Here is a 22,435-nt window from a genome sequence, read left to right on the forward strand (position 1 = left end):
GCTATATGGTCGCGAGATTCGAAATCGGGAAACGGAAGAGAGATGGCGCGAACGCCCGTGCTGGCGGCGGGAGGCATTGTGCTGCGACCGGCGGAGACGCCGCTGGTCGCCGTGGTGCGCCTGCGCAAACGCAATGAATGGGTGCTGCCCAAGGGCAAGCTCGACGACGGCGAGACGCCGCGCGCCGCCGCCGAACGCGAGGTGATGGAAGAAACCGGGCACGATGTTTCCGTGCACGAGTTTCTGGGCACGCTGGTCTATGAGACCAGCGGCGGGTCGAAGGTCGTGCACTACTGGCGCATGGAAGCGCGCGGCGGCGCGGTTCATGAGCTGATGCGTGACGTGAAGGCCGTGGACTGGCTGCCGCTTGCGGACGCCGTCGACCGGCTCTCCCGCGATTACGAGCGCGCGTTTCTTGAAAATGTAGGCCCGATTGCACTCTCCGCGGCGGCGCATGCCGCGACCACCCGGAAAGCACGGGCCAGACAACCGGCGCCGGAAAAGCGCCGGACGCGGCGAGCCGACGTCACAGCGCCTCCCGCAGTCACTGCTACGCCTGCTTCGTCCCCAACCGATCAGCCCTTGCCGCAGCTTGCGCAGCAAGAGGATGTGACTGACGTGATCGATGCGACCGCGGGTGCATCCGTCGAGGAAGCGCAGCCGGCCGTCACGCCGTCATTTGCGCCAGAGATAGAGCCGGTAGCCGTCGAACCGGCCGAGATGCAGAGGCGAGAGCAGCCGGGCAGAAACCTGCTTCAGCGCGTACGGGACTGGCTGCGGGGCGCGGCCTGATCCCATCTTCTGCGCACTACCGCAATTCCTTTGGCAGCGGCTTGCTTCGTTGCGGCGCGGTGGCTGGCCGCCTCGGCGCGGCGGGCAGTCCCGGGCGCTGTATGGCGGGCGCGCCCTGAACGCCGGGCGCGCGCTGCAGTCCGGGCACGCCGTACCGGTTAGGCAATCCCGGCCGCCCCTGTGGTGCGGATTGCGCAGGCGCTGAGGGCTGTTGCGGTTGGCCTGCGCGCGGTGGCAGGCCGGGTTGCGGTGGCAGATCGGATCGTGACGGCTGTCCCGCACGCGGCGGCACTCCGGGCTGTGCCGGCAGACCGGGGCGTGACGGTTGTCCGGCCCGCGGCGGCGTGCTGGGTTGATTGGGTGAGCCTGGCTGCTGTTGTCCCTGGCGGTTCGGCGCGCCTGGCTGTTGCTGCTGACCGGGCCGGTTCAATTGACCCGGCTGTTGCGGCTGTCCAGGACGATTGAGCCGATCAGGCTGCTGTCCTTGGTTCTGTCCCTGGTTCTGTCCTTGGCGGTTCGGTACGGCCGGCAGCGGCGGCTGACCGGGTTGCCCCGGCAGGCCGTTCTGTCGCGGCTGGCCGGGACGGTTCAACTGACCGGGCTGCTGTTGTTGTCCGGGCCTGACTTGTCCAGGCAGGCCATTCTGCCGCTGCTGGCCAGGCTGGAATTGCCGGATCGGCCGGTTCGGATTGACGAAGGTGGGATTGGCGCGGCGGAATTCGCGCTGCTGGAACACGACCTGCCGGCCGACATTCTGCACCGAGTGAAGCTGACGCACAAAGCCCTGGTCGCGCAGCATCACCGCTTGCGGAATCGCCAGCGGCACCGCTGCGAAGCGCACGCCGCCGCTACCTGGCCGGATGGTGAAGCCGCTCGCGCCTTGCGTGAGAAAGCCGAGCCGCGCGCCGGCGCGGTCGTTGACCTCGATGCGGCCGACGCGCCCGTCGGCGTCGGGATAAAGCTTGACCGCGACGTTGTTCGGATTGTTGGCGGCAGCGCCCTCCGGCACTTCGACGAGGCCGGTGGTGCCGCGAATGCCCAGCGTTGCCGTCGGCGTCGTGATCTTCATGTCGCCGGTTTTTGCCACCGAGGCGGCGACGAATGCGGCGGTGCCCTTGGCGACGTCGAAGATCGCCGCGTTGCTCTTGCCGCCGTCCTCATAGACGTAATTGTCGATGGTGATCTTCGTGCTCGCCTTGAGATTAAAGGTGGTGGCGTCGATGAAGGTGATGCCGAGCGCGGAATTCGCTCCAGTCTGCACCACGTCGTTGAGATAGATGTCGTCCTTGACCTTGAGCGGCGTGGTCTTGTCGTTGCGGATCACGCTGGCGCTGCCGGTCACGGTGGCGACGTTGCCGACCGGCTCCTCGGGCGCGTCCGCTGTGGTCGCGTTAGGCGTGGCGGAATCGGTCGTCGCCGGTGCGGCCGGCTGCGAAGGCTCGGTCTGTGCCTGCGCCAGTTGCGTCAGCTCGGGCGGGCCTGCGAAAACTTCCGTCGCGCCCACCGTCGTGCCGCAGGCCAGCAGCGCAAGCGCGTAGGAAAGTTGGCGCGACATCGGGATTCCGTTCACGGGGGAGGCAGTAGGCGGGGCTCTGATTTCAGCGCCGTTAGCCTGAATGCGGGATGAACGCCGCGTTTGTTGTCACGGGAGGCCGAAACGAGAAAGCGCCACGTCCGGGATATACCGGTGACATGGCGCTATGACTTTAATAAGGAAATGCTCAGCCGCGCTTGTGCGGCGTCAGGTTGAGCGGCCTGGAGGGCTTTGCCGCGGGCGCGTAGTTCACGGGCGTGGCGGCGGCCGGCGGTGCGTACTGAAAGACGGCCTTGCAGCCGTCGCTGAGCTGCGCGCGCTTCTGGACCATGCAGGTGGTAACGCGCTCGACATCGGGGATCTCCGATGAGCAAAGCCGCATCGCATCGCCGGTGCACATCTGCTCCTGTTCCGGCGTGTGGGCCTGGGCAGCCGTGCTCAGCGCGGCCAGCGCAATGGTGGTCGCGATCAGCATCTTGCAGGCGCGCATGCTCGAAGCGGCGAAGGCCATTGAGTGTCCCTTTTTCGGATGGTGTGGCAGCGGATGCTGCGGTCCGAACTCTCGCGCCGGAGTGGCGCCTCGTTGGAGGAACTACGCGGCGTCGGTTTCGGGAATTTGTCGTCGCAAGCGCAAATGTGTTTCGTCGCAGGGAGATTTGTTTCGTCGCTGGAGCGCGGTCCCCCCGCATGGCTGCCGGTCGAGCCCGTTTCCACTACTTTTCCGCAACCTCGCCCAACGTTGGCAATGTCTGTCCGGCACGGATCGGCTATAATCTGATTCTGGCGCGGCCCATGCCTCCCCCCTCCGTCGGGAAAGCATCATTCATGCGGGGCCATTGCGATCATCGAACCAACTGTTCGAGCACCAAGCATAAGGAGGGGTTGTGATCATTGCTCGCAATAGGAGGTTCTTCGATGAAGCTTTCTGCGCCCCTTTATCACTTGAAGCGTAAGGCCAAACTTCTATCCCGTGCAGAAAATATCCCGCTGCACGAGGCGCTCGACCGCGTTGCCAGGCAAGAGGGTTTTAGCGGCTGGAGTTTGCTCGCAGCCAAGGTGACTGCCACCGCACCCACCGAAAAACTGTTTGCGCGGCTGGCTCCCGGCGACCTGGTGCTGGTGGGTGCGCGCCCGGGCCAGGGCAAGACCCTGATGAGCCTTGAACTCGCCGTGCAGGCCATGAAGTCCGGCAGTCGAGGCGTGTTCTTCACGCTGGAGTACACGGAAAAGGACATGCTGGATCGTTTCCGTGCCATCGGCGTGGCGCGCGAGGATTTTGCCGGCCTGTTTGAATTCGACAGCTCCGACGAAATAAGTTCGGATTACATCGTCAAGCGGTTGGCAGGCGCGCCTCGCGGCACCCTGGTGGTCGTTGACTATCTGCAGCTGCTCGACCAGAAGCGCGAGAATCCGGAATTGATGGTTCAGGTTCGCACCCTGCAGTCGTTCGCTCGCGATCGAGGGCTGATCTTCGTCTTTATCTCCCAGATCGATCGCTCATACGATCCGTTGAAGAAACCATGCCCTGATCTGGAAGATGTCAGATTGCCGAATCCGCTGGATCTGAGCCTCTTCACCAAGACATGTTTTCTGAACAACGGCGAGGTTCAGTTCCGGGCGGCAAGCTAGGCCGCGGACTCGTTAGCGCGAAGCCATAGTCGTATCGACGCAAGCTGCATGGCCATGCTCCTCGGCTGAGTTACAGAGCACGAGAAGCATGCGTCAGCGGGCAGGCATTGGAATCAGGTCGGTATTCGGGCCGACTCGGACATGCCTTGATCTAGATCAACCGGGAAATGTGCCACTCCGTTTCCGTACGCCTCAGCATCCGTCAAAGGACCTTACTGAAAAACGCTCAACAAGCCATGTCGGCTTCGGCGCGCTAGCAAGTAGAACGAGCAGGAGAGTGGCGGCGCGCATGGTCTAGTCGATCCGACGTTTTCTACTGGACGGAAGGAGAAACCATGAAGACAGCTATGGATTCCAAGTACCGCAGGGAGATTTCCTCCGTACCGTTGCTGGATATGAAGAATCCGCCACGAGTCGAACCCGGCGGCGGCTAGTCGCGGCGGGCGGGTCGAGCGGGGCGTGCGCAGTTGCACGTCCCGCTGTCATTAAAGAAAGGACATCCCATGCACCCAGTAATCATGGCAATTGCGGTAAGCACTCAATTGGCGAGTACTCAATTGTTGACGCCCATTTCCGATGCCATCCCAAAACTCAACGTCGAAGCTACCTGCAGAGGATCGGTAGAAGCCGATAAAGCGATGGGTTTGGCCTTACCTCAAGGTTTCGACAAGTGCATGAGCGATGAGCATTCAGCGCGACAACAATTGGACCCGATTTGGTCTTCGTATTCCCCGGCTGTCAGAGCCCAGTGTGAGGGAGAGGCGACGGTTGCCGGCGAAGCGAGTTATGTCGATCTCTTGACCTGTCTTCAAATGAATGATGGATCAGTGACGACCTCGGCAAGTGCTTTGAAGGGCGCGAGCCGAAAGAAAAGGGCCCCAAACTAACCCGTATTATTGCCGCAACGCCGAAACGCCGGTCTTGTTGGGAGATAGCTGAGCGTGGCCGAGCCTTCAGATCGGCGCCTCCACCAGTAAGTTCGTTGGCAGGGCACTGAACTTGCGGCGCCCCGGCGATCTTGCCGTCGCCAGCGCAGGCGGTGCGATCGCCGCGCAAATTCTTGCATCACATTTGGGAGCTCAATGATGAAGTGTACCAAATCGACGAAAGAGAAGCGAAACGCTGCCATTAGAAATGGCCTAATCGCACTTGCTGGCATGGGTGCGGCGTTCGGCAGCGGTGCACTGGCGCAGACACCGCCGGTCGCGCCCACCGGCTCGGCAGTACCGGCATTTGGCGTACTGGTTGGCCGGTGGGCGCGAACCGAAGGCCCATATGTAATCAACATCAGTGGGGTTGATGAAAACGGCAAGCTTGACGCCAGTTATGCCAATCCGAGGCCGCTACCTTTTCACACTGCAGAAGTTACCCGCGACGGAAACGCGCTCAAGCTATTCTTTGAATTACGCGCTGCCGGTTACGGCGGCTCCACTTACACACTCAAATATGATGCCGCGAGCGACAGTCTGAGAGGCGTCTACGACCAAGTTGTCGTAATGCAAAAGTTCGACGTGGTTTTTAATCGTACGAAGTGACGGTACCCGGCGTAATTTGACGATGCGCATAAAGAAGGCCCTGTGGCGAACCACAGGGCCTCAAGTCTCGGGGAGAAAGTAATCAGCTCACGCGTTTCCAGGTCTGGCCGCCGCAGAACATGCCGCCGAAGGCGCAGCCCTGGACCTTGAGCGTATTGCTGCTCTTCAGCGCGATCGTCGAGTCGTAGTTGCGGTCGCTGTCGGGATCATTAATTCGGCCGGTCCACTTGCTGCCCTGCGGCTTCATGTTGATCAGGATCCTTGCGCCGGTGTTGACGGAATAGCCGCACAGATTGGCGCCGCATTCCTCGATGCGCACGTTGCCCTTGTTCTCTTCCGTCGCCCAGATGCCGATCGGCGAGTTTGGATCGGTCGCGGCGGTTGCGGCCACCGGGGCCGGCTGGGGCGCGGGCGCGGTAGCGATCGGCGCGGGCGGCGGAGGCGGAGCGGGCGGTGCAGCTTCGGTCCGTGCCGGTGTCGCGGCCGCAACGGTCGTTGGAGCGGGCGCGGGCGTGACCGCAGTCACGGCGGGAGCGGGGGGCTGCGGCGCGGCGGCCTGGGCCGGAGCGGGTGCCGCCGGCGCGGTCGCCACGGCGTCATCGTCGTCCTTGCGCTTGGAGCCCATGCCCTTGAGATCGACATTGCCGAGCGTGCCGTTATAGCCGGGCGCGGTGATCTTGACGCAGGAGATGGCGTTGCAGTTGCGCGGCGCTTCAACGCGAACGCGCTCGCCGTTGATCTGGAGCGTAATTCCGCCGGCATGCGCCGAGGTGGTGGCCATCAACAATGCGGCGAGTATGTAGAGCTTCTTCATGACAGGCTCCTGAGCGGCTTGTGAGCGCGTGGCGGTGAATGTGCGCGGACCCTATGCGGCGCGAGGGAGGCGTTCTGTGATGTACGTCACAAGACGCCTCGGGAGCGCCACAGCCGGAAGCACCGCGACGGCGCGGCTCGGTGATTCAAATCACATCCAGTCAAGGCTCCCGCGGCTAGTTTTCCGCGTCACCTGCGGGGAGGCTTCGATGAAACGATTTTGTTTTCTCGCCGTGCTGATCACGCTCAGTTCTTCGGCCTATGCCGCCGGGATTTCATTCAACGTCGGCCGCCATCGGGTGCAGATCGAATCCTCCAGGCATTGCCGTTCGGTCTCGTGTGCCAGGATGTCGATCTCCAGAAACCTCGACTGGCGCCGCAAGCGTGACCGCTACGACGATGAGCGCGACGCGGCCGTACCGGCGAAGCCGGTGCCGTCCGCGCCGCAGACGGTCGCGCCAACTGCGCCGCAGACGATTTCGCCGCCCGCACCGCCGGCGATCACGGCGCCGGCCAAGACCATCGTTGCCGTGCCGCCGCCGGCCGTTTACACGGTGGCCGCATCGAGAGGCCAGATCGTCGATGCGCCTCCGCCACCTCCGCCGCCAGCACCGCCACCCGTTCAACAGGTTTCGATTCCGGTGCCGCCGCCCCCGCAGGCCGCGCAACCGGTCGAGACCGCGCAGCCTGCGCCGCAGGTCGAGCGCGTCGCGCATCGGGCCGAGGAAGAGCCGTCTGATTCTCCTGATTCTCCGATCGGCGATTGGCAGACCGAAGGCAAGGGAACGGTGCGGATCGCCAAGTGCGGCAATGCGCTGTGCGGCTTTGTGCTCGGTTCATCGAACGAGAAGGGCGAAGCGATCCTGATCAACATGAAGCCGAAAACGGACAGGCAATGGACCGGGGGCGTATACAGCCAGGGTTCTGGCGAGACCTATTACGGCACGATATCGATGAAGGGGACCAACACGCTGCGCGTCGAAGCCTGCGCGCTTGGCCGCTTCTACTGCTCCGGCAACAATTGGAGCCGCATCACGCGCCGCGCCGACAGCCTGGTGACGTCATGGCAGACATTGTCCGGGCAGCGCTCTTAGAGCCTTCATCAATTCTTCGCTCTTGACGCTAAGTCAGCTCACGAAAACGCCCGATGACATGGTCACCGGGCGTTCAGGTCCATCTCTGGACGAGAATTCTAGAACACGCCAAGCACAATCGCGCCGACGAAGGCGAGTGCAAGATACGCAGTGACAACGCTAAGTCTGCTCACGAGAGGACTTGCGAAATCCATTGGGGACAGCTCCCTGGGTTCACGTCGTGCCCGCACATAACACTTTAGGCTAGCAAAGCGTTCCCGGTCCAAAAAGTCAGCGTTGCTGTCCCTCCATCGGCTCTCCACAGGCGGCAGCTCCCGGAAACATGGTAAAAAATTCGTAAAATCAACATGTTGAAGAGTCTTTAAATAAATTAGTTGAACGTGCGGGCGATGACGCGCGGAGTTCGTTTGTATCTCGTCGGCTCCTTCGTCCTCGTCTCGCTAGCGGGTTGTGGCCGCGGATTTTTTCAGTCCGCCGAGCGCGAACCGTGGCGCGCCGAGGCCGAAGTCGCTTGCCTGAAGTCCGGCGCGGTCAAGGAGAGCCCGGAATTGGTCCGGATCGACCCGATCTCCGGTCCCGGCGTGTGCGGCGCGGAATATCCGCTGAAAGTGGCGGCGCTCGGCGAAAACATCACCAGCTTCGGCTTTGCCGACGAAAGCCTGCGGCCTCCAGGCAATATCGGCAACCAGCCGCGCTGGCCGATCACGCGCGCGCCGGCGGCGGCTCAGCCCCAAGGAAACTATCAAGGAAACTATCAAGGAAACTATCAGGGAAGCCATTCGGGTAACTATCCGGCTCCGGCACCGCGGCAGCCGACCTATGCCGCGCCGTCGAACGGTCCGATCTCGCTCTCCGCGCCGGGCGTCGGCCCGCAGGAGGATGACGTCGACCTGCCGCCCGAAGGCACGCCGACATCGCGCGACAGCGGCTATATGGCGGCGCCGTCCTATCCGCCGCGCGAGCGCTATACTGCACCTTCTTCCACGCCGTATCCGCAGCCATCCTATTCGCCATCGCCGGCAACGCCGGCCGCGCCGCGGCTCGGGCCGGCGCAGGGCAATTCCGTCAGCGCCTTCGGGCAGGTCTCGATGAAACCGGCGGCGACGCTGGCGTGCCCGATCGTCTCGGCGCTCGACCGCTGGCTCACCGATTCCGTGCAGCCGGCGGCGATGCGCTGGTTCGGCGCGCGCGTCGTCGAGATCAAGCAGATCTCGGCCTATTCGTGCCGCGGCATGAATGGCAATCCGCACGGGCATATTTCCGAGCACGCCTTCGGCAACGCGCTCGACATCGCGGCCTTCACGCTCGCCGACGGCCGTCGCATCACGGTCAAGGGCGGCTGGCGCGGCATGCCCGAAGAGCAGGGCTTTCTGCGCGACGTGCAGGGGGCCGCCTGTCAGCAGTTCAACACCGTGCTGGCCCCGGGCTCGAATTCCCATCACGAGGATCACATCCACGTCGACCTGATGCGCCGTGCCTCCCGCCGCACCATCTGTCAGCCCGCGGCGGTGTCGGGCGATCAGGTCGCCGCGCGCGCCGGGCAGCGTAACCCTTACGGGTCACGCGATCCCTACTCGACCGGATCGGTCGGAGCCAAGAAGTCGGTGTCGCGCTGGTTCAGGGGCAACAGCAAGGTCAACGAGGAAGACGAGTTCGAGGATCATTGAGGCGTTCGCGGCTTCGTGAGACAGATCAGCAGAAGACGTAATCCGCCGACCTCAATGCCATCGTCCGAAAAGCCTGTCGGTGGGTAGCTGTGGCCGCAACCCTCCGCCCACACGATCATCCAAAAATTGTGGATTAGCTTCTCTAGTCCGTCCTGCTTTGAGCGTGCGCTCATAAATCGGGACGTTCGGATTTGCGATAAAATGTCCGGCTTGTCCCGAATAACGACGCAAGAGCTGACACGCCCGCAGACCAAGGTTTGGGCGAAGAGCGGCTCATGGATGAGCAAGTCTCCAGTTCTGAAATTCTCCCGATTGAATAGACCGCCTCGTAGACCGTCCAGGAGACCTCTCGGCGGCGCTCAACGGTCCGATTAGTTCGTGCGAGGCATTAAGGGAGTGGGCTCTGTCCCAGTCAAAGCCAGCGCATGCGCGCCCGGCACGGTTACAATGTCAGCGAAGCTCTAATGCCGTCAGACAGATCTCGGCGGCTCTGGATCGACTGGGGCCGTCGGCGTAGCCGGTCGGCCCAAAATACCAGCTTGTTGACAATGGTGTTCGACGGTACCGTGGTCACGATTTTTCAGGGACCTAAATGATTTGCCAGAGTTGCCAGCACGAAAACGGCCCGGCGGCGAAGTTCTGCGAACAATGTGCTTCTGTGCTGGCACGCGTTTGCACGAACTGCGGCACTCAAATTGCGCCGACGGCGAGGTTTTGTTCACATTGCGGTCATTCAACGAGCCAGAGCGTCGCAAATCAGAGCGTCGCAAACTACCTGTCTGCGCGCTCTGAGGCGTTGAAGCCACAGACTGCCCAGCCCCTCACAGCGAACATTCTCACCTCCACCGCCGAGCTTGGGGGTGAACGAAAACAGGTGAGCGTGCTGTTCGCAGACATCACGGGCTCACTGGCCCTGATATCCGGCCAGGATCCGGAGAGCGCGCAGGCGATCCTCAATCCTGTGCTCGAGCAGATGATCGATGCCGTCCACCGTTATGAGGGGACCGTCAACAGGATCCTGGGTGACGGCATCATGGCGATCTTTGGCGCGCCGCTCGCCCATGAGGATCACGCCGTGCGCGCCTGTTCCGCCGCCCTGATGATGCAGGACGCCGTGGCCAAACTGGCGGACCGCGCCAATACGCCGCTCAAAATTCGCGTTGGGCTCAACTCGGGCGAAGTTGTCATCTGTGCCATCAGCAGCGAGCTCGACATGGAATACACCGTTGTTGGTGAGGCTGTGCACGTGGCCGCTCGCATGGAGCAGATGGCGGAGCCCGGCACGATCCTGACGACAAAGAAAACCATTCGGTTGGCCGAGGAATACGTCACGGCGCGGTCGCTCGGTCCGCTGCCGGTTAAAGGGCTTGCCGAACCCGAGGAGGTCTATGAGCTCATCGGAGCGGGTCCCGCGCGCACCCGTTTGCAGGCCGCAACGATTCGCGGCCTGACCTTGTTTGTCGGCCGCGAGGCAGAACTCGATAAGCTGCGCCACGTACAGCAACTGGCCGATACGGGGTCGGGCCAATTGGCGGCGATCATCGGCGAGGCCGGCATCGGCAAGTCACGGCTTGTCTATGAGTTCACGCATACAAGCCGGCTGCCTGGCCTGCTTGGCTGGCTCGTGCTTGAGAGCACGTCGCTCTCGCACGAAAGAGCGACCAGCTATTTGCCCGTGATCGAGCTTCTCAAGAGCTACTTTGGAATCCAGGATCGGGACGAGCTTGATGAGATCCGCCAAAAGGTGGTCCAGAAAACCATCGCGCTCGACGAAAGGCTGGAAGCGACGCTTCCCGCGCTATTGGCGTTGCTCGATATCCCCGTTGATGACCAGGGCTGGCAGGCGCTCGATCCAGCTCAGCGTCGGCGTCGCAACATCGACGCCGTAAAGGCTTTGTTGCTGCGGGAAGCGCGCAAGCAGCCGGTCCTCCTGATCTTCGATGACCTCCATTGGGTGGATAACGAAACGCAGGAATTGCTCGATGCCCTGGTGAGCGCCATGGGCTCGGCATCCCTCATGCTGCTCGTCAGTTACCGCCCGGGCTACCAGCACAACTGGGGGAGCAGGGAGAACTACCATCAGATCCGGCTAAGCGCGTTGCCCAGGCGTGACACCGGCTATCTGCTGGAGGCGCTGCTTGGCGAGGATTCCGGCATTGCGCCACTCAAGCGGTTTCTGATCGCGCGGGGTGGCAACCCTTTTTTTATCGAAGAAACCGTCCGCTCTCTGGTGGAAACCCAATATCTCGTCGGCGAACGCAGTCGTTATCGACTGATGAGTCCGACCGCGACCATTCAGGTTCCACCGACTGTCCAGGCCATCTTGGCGGCGCGAATAGATCGCCTTCTTCCCGGTGACAAGAATCTTCTGCAGATCACTTCCGTTATAGGCCGGGAGATTCCGTTTGCCGTGCTCCGGGCGATGGCCGATCTGACGGAAGGCGCTCTGGATGGCGCGCTCGATCGGTTGCAGGCGGCCGGCTTTCTCCATGAGACCAGGTTTTTTCCGGACGTTGAATACGCGTTCGTACACGCGATCACCCACGAGGTGACATACGAGGGCCTGCTGCGGACGCGACGGCGCGCGCTGCACGCGCGACTGGTCGACACTATCGAGACTCTCTATCGGGATCGGATCGGCGAGCACATTGAGCGTCTCGCGCAACATGCGGTTCGCGGGGAGTTGCCGGACAAGGCTGTTCGATACCTGCGACAGGCCGGACTGAAGGCGCTCTCGCGGTCGGCCCTTGAGAACGGGCGAGGCTGGTTCGAACAGGCGCTCGCCGTCCTTGAGAAGCTGCCCGAAAGCAAAGAAAGTATCGAACTTGCTATCGATATTCGCTTCGATCTGCGAAACGCCCTTCACCCCCTGGGCCACCTCGATAAATGCCTGGGGCACCTGCAGAAGGTGCAGGCGCTGGCTGCTCAACTCGCTGACAAACGGCGGCTCGGACAAGCTTCGTCATTCCTGTGCCAGTACTACCGGCTCATGGCGGATCTCGGCCCTGCCATCGAGGCCGGCGAAAAGGCAATGGCTATTGCAGACGAGTTAGACGACTTGCGCCTCCATATAGTGGCTGCCGGACATTTGGGGCCAGCTCTGACTGCAAGAGGGGACCATCATCGCGCGTCACAAATATTGGGCGCGGGCGTTGAGCGTCTCCGAGACGATCTCGCGGCCGACACGATGGGCACAACCGGCGTTCTTGGCGTATTCACGCGCGTATATCTGATTTCCTCGCTTGTCGAACTCGGAGAGTTTGATCGGGCGCTGCGCGTTGCGGAGGAGGCCGTGGAAATTGCCCGAGCCGCCAACCACGTTTACAGCCTTGCGTTCTCCTATTACGGACTCGGCACTGTTCTTGCCCTTCGGGGCGAGGTTTCGCGGGGCATCACGGTCCTCGAGCAGGGCCTTGAGCTTTGCCGCTCGTGGATTCTTCCATTGATGCTGCCGCTGCTCGGCACCTCGCTTGGACACGCTTATCGCCTGGCTGATCGCATCGATGAGGCCATTGTCCTCCTTGAGGAAACGGAACGTGAGTCGAGCGCGATGCACCGCATGAGCGGGCTCGCCATGACGGTGGTCCGGTTGGGTGAAGCTTACCTTCGGAAGCTCCGCACGGCTGACGCCGAGCAATGCGCTCGACGGGCGCTCGGACTTGCGCGCAAACATGGTGAGCGCGGCCACGAAGCTTACGCGCTGCGATTGATCGCCGAACTCGGCGTGACGGACGCGCCTCTCCTCGATGAAAGCGAGACGAATTTTCTCCAGGCCCTCCGAAGGGCCGAGGAGCTCGATCTGCGACCGCTGGCGGCGCAGTGCTATCTCGGGCTTGGAAAACGCTACCGGCGTATTGGCAAGCAGGCGAGCGCGGAGCAGCACTTCAGCGCCGGCGCAGCCCTGTTTCGGCAGCTCGGTCTGCAATTCTCCCTGGAGGATCACGCTACGTGCAACAGCTAGAGCATGATCCGGAAAAGCGGACACTGGTTTTCCCTCGCGACGCGGAACGCGTTTGCGCGGAGATCATGCTCAAATCAAAGAGATAGAGTGGGATGGCGCTTCGAAGAAACGTCATCCCGCTCTAGCTCAACCTTCCGAGAAAAGGTCTGCCGGATCGTGTAGCGGACGATCGTGCGGCAGACTTTGGAAACTGCGGGCTGAATTGCCGGCTAGCCGCGATTAGAAGTTTCGACCTCGATGCCGCTGACTTCCAGCCCGCAAGAGAGGGCAAGAGCTCGCAGCTGGAGCTGGATTGTCTCTAGCTGATGGGTATCGAGGTCGCGGTCAATCGTCACCGTAGCGACAACGGCGTTCTCAGCTTCCCTTCTTTTTTGCGGCTTTCTTTTTCTTGGCCTTGTTGGCGTCTTGATAGGCCTTGGTCGCTTTCCAGCTTTTCTCAAAATCCTTCACTCCGGCCTGAAATTTACGAAGCAGCGCGCGTGTCTCTGGACTCTTGGGTGTGACCGCTACCCGAATTTGGGTTCGCCCTTTGCTCAAACGTTTGAATATTTTGATGTTTGCCATAAGTTTTTGCCCCTTTTCGTTGCTTTCAAGCGGCCTCGACGAGAGGTTGCCCCTTGCCAAGCGTTCATGATGTTATCTGAGAAATCGGACGCGTGGAAGATGCGCGGCGCTCCGTCGAGGTCTCGCAGCATGTACCAATCCGGTGCGGCGTCGTAGCTGTCCTCGATGTCGACCGGCAGATCTCGCGCCAGGCGGACGAAAGTTTTCGCCATGTTGTGTTTTCCCACCAGATCAAAAATATTGGTCGCCGACGAAAACCGGCCCGCGTTGATTTCCGTGATGCAGGGAATGCCGCGCGTATTCTCCTTGAGATCCACGCTGAAGACGCCGGATGCTTTTGCATCGAGCAACCTGATGGCCCGGACGCAGGTGTCGACGATTTTCGGTTCGACGACTGTTTTTGCAAGGGCTGCCACCGAAGAGACTTGCGACGGTTGACTGCCCATCCCGAGATAGGAAAGCCGTTCATACGTCTTGATCAGTACCAACTCGCCATCCTTCCAAAGGCTTTGACAGCCGAAATCGCGGCCTGGCAGGTACTCTGAAAGTACAAACGAAGTCACGGGTATGCCGCGCATTTCTTTCCAGTACCGAATCCAGCCGCGCGCTTGCTCGGGCGTCCGTACCGGCAGGGCGCCAAGCGCGCCGGCTCCGCTTCGAACGCGGCACCAAAGGGGTCGCTTCCCGCCAAGTTGGCGGAAAATCCCGGTGATGTGCCTCATATCCTTCACCGGGTAGCTCGCGGGCGCGTCGATGCCGTTGCTGCGCAGGCGCTCAATGAGACGATACTTGTCCCGGCAGATGTCGACCACGGACGCCCGCGGCAGGAACAGGTACTCACCAAGGCGGTTACGCGCGCGCGACAAGTCATCTACATCGGAATCAACGGTCGGAATAATGAGATCCAGGCATTCGGTCTCGGCGATCCATTGCAGTGTCTCGGCCCACTCCGGATGGTTCGCGGGCGGAACGAGATAATGTCTGTCCGCGTCGGATTTCTTCAGCGCGAACTGGTCGTCATTGCAGCCGACTATGAAGACAGGCCCGTCACCCGTTCGCAGGCTGCGGGCCAGATTGTTGCTCGGAGCGTTACCAGCGTTCGTAAAAAGCAATCGCGCAGCCAACTCACTTCTCCTGCGTCTGCCAGCGAGAGGTCGCCGACAGGAAGACACTATGGATAATAAGAACAGGAAGACACTATGGAACATAAGACATGAAAAAGACATTCAATTTCCGCCGGCGCTTCGCCGGCGTCACACCGGCGCCTCCCGGCGATCGATGCATCCACTCCCTTATGGTCCTGCGGGGAGCTTAGGTTCGCGCTTATGAGTCCGTGGCCTGGTTACCCGCCAGCCGCTCCAGCAAGTCCTGCACGAGCCCCTTCAGCAGATCGAGTTTATATCCCGTCATCGGCAACGGCTTTGCACCTGATGTCGCGCGTTCTGCGGCAACGGCAATCGCTGCTACATTGGCCGGCTTCCCCTGCAATGCCGCTTCCGCTGCGACGAGCCGCAGCGGCACCGATGCGATGCCGCCGGCGGCGAGGCGGACGAACTGGAACGCGCCGTCCTTGATCACGGCGCGGGCGCAGATCTCGACCAGCGGCCATTCCGCATGGGTGCGGCTGATCGCGCGCTTGTACAGCGCGTGCTCGCCTTGCAGCGGAACGGGAAGCTCGATGCTCTTGATCATCTCGCCCGGCTGTAGCGCGTTGTCGGCGCTGCCGTTGGAGCCGTCGCCGAGGAGGTCGCCGATCGTCAGCGAGCTCCTGCAGTCGGTCGTCACTTTCGCCTCATAGGCCAGCAGCGCCGCCGCCATCGTCGAGGGATGCGGCGCCACGCAGGGACCGAGGTCGAAGGCGACATGATAGAGATGATTGCCGGACCGGGCCGGACAGTCGGACCCGCCTTTCTTCAGGCAGGCGATGTGCGGATTTCGAAAATACCAGCAGCGCGAACGCTGCGCGAGATTGCCGCCGAGGGTGGCGAGGTGGCGGATCTGCGGCGTCGCCAGACCTTGCGCGGACGTGGCAATGCCCGGATACGCCGCGGCGAGGCGCGCGTCCGCAGCGATGGCGGCAATGGTGGTGAAGGCGCCGATGCGCAAACTCCCCTCAGTGTCCCAATGCATCCCGATCGTGTCGGGCGTGGCTGATATGTCGATCAGCGGTCCAGTCGAGACGCCGCTGCGCCGCCGCTCGGAGAGGTCGGTGCCGGCGGCGCGGAATTCGCCTGCTTGCGTGGCGGTCATGGCTGATGGTGTCATGCGGCGGCCCTCCCTTTGAGCGCGGCGACGAGACGGTCGGGACGGATCGGCAGTTCGGTCAGCCGAACGCCGGTCGCATTGTAAATCGCGTTGGCGACCGCGGGCGAGGTCGGTACGGTTGCGACTTCGCCGATGCCGACGCTGCCGCCGAGCACGTGGTCGAAGCCGCTCTGGTCGAAATGCACGTCGATCATTGGCGTGTCCGCGATGCCGGGAATGCGATAATCCTCCATGCCGCCGCTGAGCACATCGCCGGTGCGGGAATCGACTTCGCGTGCTTCATAGAGCGCGTAGCCGATGCCCTGGATGACGGCGCCCGCCGCCTGGCTGTGCGCCAGCGCGGGCGCCGCGATTTTGCCCACCGCAATGCCGGTATGGACGTTGACGACGCGTACATGACCGAGCCAGGTATCGACTTCGACCTCGATCACCTGTACCGAACTCGGCACGCCGGCGCCGATCGCAAGGTTGGAGAAGCGCCGCATCATCCAGCCGAAGATCATCCCCATGAAGCCGGCCTGCTTGAGCGGCGACTGGACGCCCGGCGCCATCGGCTTGGAGTCTTCCGGCCGTACGCTGGAAACGCTGAGATCGGGTGAGGCCGCGAGCATTTCACGCCACGGCGCGTTGGAGCCGGGGACCGGCTGCCGCTTGGCGTTTTGCTGGATCGCGGCTTTCAACTGCTCGATCGCCAGCAGCATCGGCGGGATCACCGAAGCGGTGACGCGGCTGCCGCCCGAGCCCGGACCTTCCGGCAGTTTTGAATCGCCGATCCTGACCTCGATCTCATGCGGCTCCAGCCCGAATTCGCGCGCGACCGTATTGGCGATCACGGTGCGGGTGCCGGTGCCGATATCCTGCGTCGCGGTGCTGGCGACGAGGCGTCCGGCCTTCACCGCCACCTCGACCTTCGAGCCGGGCTGCCACAGATAAAGCCAGTAGCCGGTGGCGACGCCGACGCCGCGGCGATAACGGCCGCTCTGCGCGGCGATCGGTTTCCGGTTGCGCCACACCTCCAGGCCGAAGGCCCAATCGTACAGCCGCTGCCGGTTGGGATCGGGATCCCAGCGCTTGCGCAGCGCGATCGGATCGACCTTCATGCGCAGCGCCGCTTCGTCGATCGCCTGTTCCAGCGCAAACGCCATCGGCGGCCCGCCGGGTCCGCGGAACGGAGCGCCGGCCGGCAAATTGCTGATGACGTCGAAATCGGCGAGCTCTTTTGCTTCCGCCGGATAGATCAGGCGCGCCAGTGCGGCGATGGTCGAATTGGTCGCGGCGCCGGTGTCGGCATAGGCGGTTAGCGACAGCGCTTTCAATTCGCCTTGCTCGGAAGGCAGTAGTGCGATCTTCATTTCCGTCGCCGGCCGATAGCCGGTCACCGAAAGTTCCTCGTGCCGGTCGTAGGCTATTCTGACCGGCGCCTTCGCTTCGCGCGCCAGTTCGATCGCGGTGGTCGTTTCCACGCCGAGTGCTGCCTTCGAACCAAAACCGCCGCCGACATGATCGGCAATCACGCGTACCTTGTCGTGGCCGAGCTTGTAGCGCTTGGCGATCAGCTCCATCACATGAAACACCGCCTGCGTCGAAACATGCACGGTCAGCCGGTCGCCGTCGAAACGCGCCACCGCCGCATGCGGCTCGAGGCAGGCATGCTGTTGCGTGCCGGTGCGGAAGATAGCCTCCACCAGCAGCGGATTATTCGCCGCGCGTGCGCCCTCGACCCAGCTCCGCACCTTCTTCGGCTTTTTGGAAAAAGCTGCCGACGGTCCGCGGATGTTGCCTTTCCAGGAGGCCGGCGCGCCGCCGCCTTCGGAGACGTTGCCGGCCATCTTGCGCGCGGATTTTTCGAATACGACCGGCGCATCGGCCTTGCGGGCTTCGTCGAGCCCGATCGCCGACGGCAGGCGTTCGCTGCCGAGTTTGATGGCGGCGATCGCGGCCAGCGCGGTCTTGCGGTTCTTTGCTGCGACGGCGGCGATCGGTTCGCCGACATAGCGGACGATGCGATCGTCGCGGAGCAGCGAGATCACAGCGCTCACCCCCGGCATCGCGCGCGCCGGCGCCAGGTCGAGTTCGCTGATGCGCGCATGCGCGAACGGCGAACGCAGGATCACGCCTTCGAGCTGGCCGTCATGATGGATGTCGACGGTATACTTCGCCGATCCCGTCACCTTGTCGCGCGCTTCCATGCGCGGTGGCAGGATATCGTTGCCGTCGAAGCGGCCGGCACAGGCATCCGCCACGGCGCGGAAGATGCCGTCATAGGCGCCGCAGCGGCAGAGATGGCCCGACAGCGCCGCGCCGATTTCCTCGCGCGACGGCACGGCTGTCCCCTTTGCCGCCCTCCAGGAATCGTGAAACGCCGCGGCCTCGACGATGAAGCCCGGCGTGCAGAAGCCGCATTGCAGGGCATCGTGCGCCATGAAGGCCTTCTGCACCGGGTGCAATGCCTTGGCGCCGATGCCCTCGACAGTTGTGATCGACTTGTTCGCAGCCGATCCCGCCGGCATCAGGCAGCTCACGGCGGGCTCGCCATCGACCAGCACGGTGCAGGCGCCGCAGACGCCGGCCCCGCAGACCAGCTTGGTGCCGGTAAGGTCGAGCGCGTCGCGCACGACGTCGACCAGCAGCGCATCGGGATCGTCGGGGAGGGGAGCAAGCTTGCCGTTGATCGTCATCGTGCTCATCTGCGATCTCCAGATTTGCGAGGAGTGGATTTCCTTGCCGGCTTCGGCTTCGCCGCGGGCTTCCGCGGCGCCGGGCTCACCGCGCCAGCCACCAGCGTCCGCAGCATGATCTCCAGATCCCTCAGGAAAGCGCCGGCCGGCTGCAGCGCCGGATAAGCGGATTTGGTGCCGTTAATCGCCATCTCGATGTGCCGTGCAAAATCACGCGGCGTCGTGGCATTGAGCGTGAGGTCCTGTTTGCGGCAGACGCGCGTGATCGTTTCCGCGAGCTGCTCGGTATAGGCGGTGGTGTATTTCTGGTAGAGGTCGCGGGCCTGCAGCAAATGTTCGGAGAACAGTTCCTCGACATGGGGCGAGCCATCGAGCGAGGCGGCCAGTTGCCCGAGCTTGGCGCTGACCGAAGCGACGAGGATGTCGGCGAGGCTGCCGCCCTCGTTCTCGGCGGCGCTGGCCGCGGCAATCTCGGCGGCAAGGGCCTCCTCATGCAGCCGTTCGATGACGGCGCGGAACAGCGCTTCCTTGGACTCGAAATGATGGTAGAGCGCCTGCCGCGTCAGGCCCGCGGCCTCTGCCGCCTGCTCGATCGACGAGCGCCGGAAACCCTGCCGGCGGAACACCAGCATTGCGGCATCGAGAATGCGGGTGCGCGGACTCATTTGACGATTTTGACAAAAACAGAAGAAGTGTCAAATAACGAGATCGCGAACAGGAGCCGATGCCGCGACGGGAGGCCCGATGTCACTGATCAGACAGCACTTTATCTGTGCGGCAGTCATACGGCCCGTTCCCGTCACGGCCGGCCGCCTTGATGTTGGCGTTGAAGAACTGGCCCATCGAGGGCGCGTTCAGAAACGCATCGAGCGTGTCCTTCGGCAGATCGCAATATTGGTGGTAGGCCGCGTGGCGCTGCACGAGCATGCGACGGCTTTTGGCATCGTAGCAGACCCGGCTGATGACGCTGCTCCGGGTGACGTCCTGACAGTTGAACGGCTTGAGATCGACCGCTCCCCGATCTTTCACGTCAACAATCTCGGCTTCTTCCCAGGGCGCGGTGAAGAGCAAAGCGAGGATGAAAGCAAGACGGGTCATGGCGTTTGCACCGGCAAGGGCGCAGGCAATCTGCGCCTTCAGCGAGGAGGCAGCAAGCGCCTGCGCCCGTCAGGCTACACGAACTTGACGCCGATCACGTCGCCCTTTTTCCAGACGACCTTGCGGCCTGCCGGTTGCGGACAGTTTTGATTGATCCGGGCCTCGGGCAGCATTGGCGGGTTAGCGAAGCCTTGGCAACGGGCTTCGCATTGCGCTCAAATAGCGCCCGCATCTTCAATCATCCGATCCGGCGCTTCGCTCGCCGTGACGTGGAAGGGTTGCGTGCGAATAGCCGTGCATGACGGACGTCGACGATTGCAAGGCTCGCCGTGTTCTCGCATGACGTCATTTGATTAGACCAATACTAATTCTAAATTTCGTCCGGCGGCTGCAAGTCGTCTGCTTGGACAAATACTAATTCTAAACGCGTGATTACACGCCGATTACATATCGTTGTATCCTTCACGCACTTCATCGCAGTGGTCGCGCTTGTTACTGGTCCCGCGCGAAGCGATGAGGACTGGAAATGAATGCAAGTTTGAAGACCGCGGGATGGCTCGGCGCCGCGCTGCCGATGCTCGCCGCGATGATCGACGTGACGCCGGCGCAAGCGCAATCGTCCGCGCGGGAATTACCGGCAGTTGTCGTCGACCAGCCCTCACGTCCGCCGGCTGCGCGGTCGCGCCCCGCACCCAGTCGGCAATCTGCGTCGGCCGCCAGCCGTCGCGCTGCTCAGCGCGCGCAGACGGCGCCTGATGCCGCGGCGACCGCGGGTGCGCGCGCTGAAACGGCGACCGGCCCGGTGCGCGGTTATCTCGCCAACCAGAGCGGCACCGGCACCAAGACCGACACGCCGCTGCGCGAAACCCCACAATCGATCACGGTGGTCACCGCCGACCGCGTCACCGATCAGGGCGCGCTCACCGTGCAGGAATCGCTGCGTTACGTGCCGGGTGTGTTCGCCGACGCCTATGGTCCGGATTCGCGCGGCGACTATCCGCGCATTCGCGGCCAGGATCCGAACATCTATCTCGACGGCACCCGCGTGGTGAACACGTGGCAGTTCAACGAATGGCGGCCCGATCCTTTCACGCTGGAGCGCATCGAGGTGCTGCGCGGTCCGGCATCGGTGCTGTATGGCGACACCTCGACGGCAGGCCTCTTGAACCTGGTCTCGAAGCGTCCGCAGGCGGAAGCATTCAACGAGATCGGCGTGCAGTATGGCAGCTTCAACCGCAAGCAGGTGCAGCTCGACTCGACCGGCAAGCTGACCAAGGACGGCGAGTGGCTGTATCGTTTCATCGGCGTGTTCCGCGACAGTAACACACAAACCGATTACGTTCCGGACGACCGCATTGTGCTAGCGCCGTCGCTGACCTGGCGGCCGACCAACAACACCAACTGGACCGTGCTCGGCACCTATCAGAAGGATACGACCGGCTCGTCGACGGCATTCCTGCCGCATGAGGGCACACTGTTTCCCGGCCCCAACGGCCTTGTTCCGGTGCGGAGATTCGTCAGCGAGCCGGGCTTCGACAAATACCAGACCGAAACCGGCGCGGTCTCCAGCCTGTTCGAGCACAGCTTTGGCGATGGCCTGAAGATCCGGCAGAACATGCGCTACGCCCATGTCGAGGGCATCTACCGGACCATGTATCCGGACTGGAGTTCAAACCCGGCCGATCCGTTTCTCGATCATCCCCAGCACCGCACCGTGGCGCGCTGGTTCTCAAGCCGGCAAACCACCAAGGACAGCTTCACCTCGGACTCCAACGCCGAGTTGAAGTTTGCCACCGGCGCGATCACGCACAAGGCGCTGTTCGGCGTCGACTATCGCGCCCTTGGCGAACGCGCGTCGTCCTCCGGCGAGATCCTCGATCCCAGGCCATTCGATCTCTATGCCCCCGTCTACAATGGCATCGTCGCGCCGCTGCTGTCGCCCGAGCCGGACCTGCGGCAAAGCCAGCTTGGGCTCTACGCGCAGGACCAGATGCGGCTCGGGCCGTGGCTGGCGGTCGTCGGCCTGCGCCAGGATTTTGTCAGCAACAACGTGCAGGGAGCTCCGGCGGAGGACACCAGGGCGACCACCGGCCGCGCCGGACTGATGTACGAATTGCCGTTCGGCCTGACGCCCTATGTCACCTATGCGCAATCCTTCACGCCGATCTTCGGCTCCGGCATCTGCGTCGGCGGCACCTGCAAGGCACAGCAGGGCGAAATGGTGGAACTGGGCTTCAAGTACAATCCAATGCCCGGCACGGCGATCAACGGTGCGATCTTCGACACGACAGAGAAGAACCGGCTGGCGAGCAGCCCCAGCGCTTTGCTCTCAGTCCAGACCGGGCAGGTACGCATTCGCGGCGCCGAGCTCGAACTGATCAGCCGCGTGACGCCGGATCTCGATCTGATCGGCGCCTATTCCTATCTCAACGCCACGGTGGAAAGCGGCGACAATGCCGGCAAGCGTGTCGAAACCGTCCCCGAACATCAGGCCTCGCTATGGGCGAAGTACCGCCTCACGGCGTTCGGCCTGCAGGGCGTCACGATCGGCGGCGGCGTGCGCTATATCGGCGAGTCATGGGACGGTACCGATACCATCCGCACACCTGATTACACGTTGTTCGACGCGATGATCCGCTACGAGACCGGCCCGTGGCGGTTTCAGGTCAACGCCAGCAACCTTGCCGACAAGCGTCATGTCACCACCTGCCTCGCGCGCGGCGACTGCTTCTTCGGTCTCGGCCGCACCGTGCTCGGGAGCGCGACGTACAGGTTCTAGCCGGGGTCCGGAATAGGGGAGGCCGG

16 protein-coding genes and 1 pseudogene are annotated in these 22,435 nt (G+C 62.8%); 8 read left to right on the plus strand and 9 right to left on the minus strand.

Going from position 1 to position 22,435, the window contains the following annotated elements; translation table 11 throughout:
• Positions 1 to 42: 42 nt before the first annotated feature.
• The gene (locus V1286_RS38815) at positions 43 to 792 is read left to right on the plus strand and encodes an NUDIX hydrolase (RefSeq protein ID WP_417021102.1); all 750 of its coding nucleotides are present in this window, start codon (positions 43 to 45) and stop codon (positions 790 to 792) included.
• Between the two features lie 16 nt (positions 793 to 808).
• Here the strand turns inward: V1286_RS38815 and V1286_RS04745 are convergent, their stop codons facing one another.
• Both V1286_RS04745 and V1286_RS04750 read right to left on the minus strand, forming a co-directional pair.
• Positions 809 to 2,347 carry a FecR domain-containing protein gene (locus V1286_RS04745; protein WP_334477904.1) on the minus strand — a complete coding sequence of 513 codons (1,539 nt, stop codon included), beginning with the start codon at positions 2,345 to 2,347 and terminating at the stop codon, positions 809 to 811.
• A 166-nt stretch (positions 2,348 to 2,513) separates the two neighbouring features.
• A complete protein-coding gene (locus V1286_RS04750; protein WP_334477905.1) occupies positions 2,514 to 2,837 on the minus strand; it encodes a hypothetical protein in 324 nt (107 codons plus the stop codon).
• Positions 2,838 to 3,241: 404 nt separating this feature from the next.
• On the opposite strand from V1286_RS04750, the gene V1286_RS04755 reads away from it, so the two are divergent.
• Complete coding sequence (locus V1286_RS04755; protein ID WP_334477906.1) at positions 3,242 to 3,955, plus strand: DNA helicase; 714 nt, start codon at positions 3,242 to 3,244, stop codon at positions 3,953 to 3,955.
• A 1,085-nt stretch (positions 3,956 to 5,040) separates the two neighbouring features.
• Complete coding sequence (locus tag V1286_RS04760; RefSeq protein WP_334477907.1) at positions 5,041 to 5,490, plus strand: hypothetical protein; 450 nt, start codon at positions 5,041 to 5,043, stop codon at positions 5,488 to 5,490.
• Positions 5,491 to 5,572: 82 nt separating this feature from the next.
• Here V1286_RS04760 and V1286_RS04765 read toward each other — a convergent pair whose 3' ends face one another.
• Positions 5,573 to 6,304 (minus strand): DUF2147 domain-containing protein, encoded by a 732-nt coding sequence (locus V1286_RS04765; protein ID WP_334477908.1) that lies wholly within the window; start codon positions 6,302 to 6,304, stop codon positions 5,573 to 5,575.
• Between the two features lie 208 nt (positions 6,305 to 6,512).
• Between V1286_RS04765 and V1286_RS04770 the strand changes: the two genes are divergently transcribed.
• The 4 genes and pseudogenes from V1286_RS04770 (at position 6,513) to V1286_RS04780 (ending at position 13,025) form a co-directional block, all read left to right on the plus strand.
• Positions 6,513 to 7,397 carry a DUF2147 domain-containing protein gene (locus V1286_RS04770; RefSeq protein WP_334477909.1) on the plus strand — a complete coding sequence of 295 codons (885 nt, stop codon included), beginning with the start codon at positions 6,513 to 6,515 and terminating at the stop codon, positions 7,395 to 7,397.
• A 389-nt stretch (positions 7,398 to 7,786) separates the two neighbouring features.
• Entirely contained in the window at positions 7,787 to 9,064 is a 1,278-nt protein-coding gene (locus tag V1286_RS04775; RefSeq protein WP_334477910.1) for an extensin-like domain-containing protein, read from the plus strand.
• A 592-nt stretch (positions 9,065 to 9,656) separates the two neighbouring features.
• A pseudogene (locus tag V1286_RS38820) lies at positions 9,657 to 9,797 on the plus strand (zinc-ribbon domain-containing protein); the annotation flags it as partial.
• A gap of 141 nt (positions 9,798 to 9,938) precedes the next feature.
• On the plus strand, positions 9,939 to 13,025 hold the full coding sequence (locus tag V1286_RS04780) for an ATP-binding protein (RefSeq protein WP_334477911.1): 3,087 nt from the start codon (positions 9,939 to 9,941) through the stop codon (positions 13,023 to 13,025).
• A gap of 354 nt (positions 13,026 to 13,379) precedes the next feature.
• Here V1286_RS04780 and V1286_RS04785 read toward each other — a convergent pair whose 3' ends face one another.
• The 6 genes from V1286_RS04785 to V1286_RS04810 form a co-directional block, all read right to left on the minus strand.
• Positions 13,380 to 13,589, minus strand: a complete 210-nt coding sequence (locus V1286_RS04785; protein WP_145963624.1) for a hypothetical protein — start codon at positions 13,587 to 13,589, stop codon at positions 13,380 to 13,382.
• Positions 13,559 to 14,713 (minus strand): ATP-grasp domain-containing protein, encoded by a 1,155-nt coding sequence (locus V1286_RS04790; RefSeq protein WP_334477912.1) that lies wholly within the window; start codon positions 14,711 to 14,713, stop codon positions 13,559 to 13,561. The genes V1286_RS04785 and V1286_RS04790 overlap by 31 nt, the downstream gene beginning before the upstream one ends.
• 199 nt (positions 14,714 to 14,912) lie before the next feature.
• Positions 14,913 to 15,854, minus strand: a complete 942-nt coding sequence (locus tag V1286_RS04795) for an FAD binding domain-containing protein (protein ID WP_334477913.1) — start codon at positions 15,852 to 15,854, stop codon at positions 14,913 to 14,915.
• Positions 15,851 to 18,541, minus strand: a complete 2,691-nt coding sequence (locus tag V1286_RS04800; protein WP_334477914.1) for a molybdopterin-dependent oxidoreductase — start codon at positions 18,539 to 18,541, stop codon at positions 15,851 to 15,853. Before V1286_RS04800 ends, V1286_RS04795 begins: the two co-directional genes overlap by 4 nt.
• Positions 18,538 to 19,197, minus strand: coding sequence for a TetR/AcrR family transcriptional regulator (locus tag V1286_RS04805; RefSeq protein WP_334477916.1), 660 nt, complete (start codon positions 19,195 to 19,197; stop codon positions 18,538 to 18,540). Before V1286_RS04805 ends, V1286_RS04800 begins: the two co-directional genes overlap by 4 nt.
• 82 nt (positions 19,198 to 19,279) lie before the next feature.
• Positions 19,280 to 19,630: a KTSC domain-containing protein gene (locus V1286_RS04810; protein WP_334477917.1), complete on the minus strand. Its 351-nt coding sequence runs from the start codon at positions 19,628 to 19,630 to the stop codon at positions 19,280 to 19,282.
• Positions 19,631 to 20,156: 526 nt separating this feature from the next.
• On the opposite strand from V1286_RS04810, the gene V1286_RS04815 reads away from it, so the two are divergent.
• Positions 20,157 to 22,409 (plus strand): TonB-dependent siderophore receptor, encoded by a 2,253-nt coding sequence (locus V1286_RS04815; protein ID WP_334477919.1) that lies wholly within the window; start codon positions 20,157 to 20,159, stop codon positions 22,407 to 22,409.
• The last annotated feature ends 26 nt before the right edge of the window (positions 22,410 to 22,435 follow it).

It is taken from the genome of Bradyrhizobium algeriense (assembly GCF_036924595.1).
Taxonomy (GTDB): Bacteria; Pseudomonadota; Alphaproteobacteria; order Rhizobiales; family Xanthobacteraceae; genus Bradyrhizobium; species Bradyrhizobium algeriense.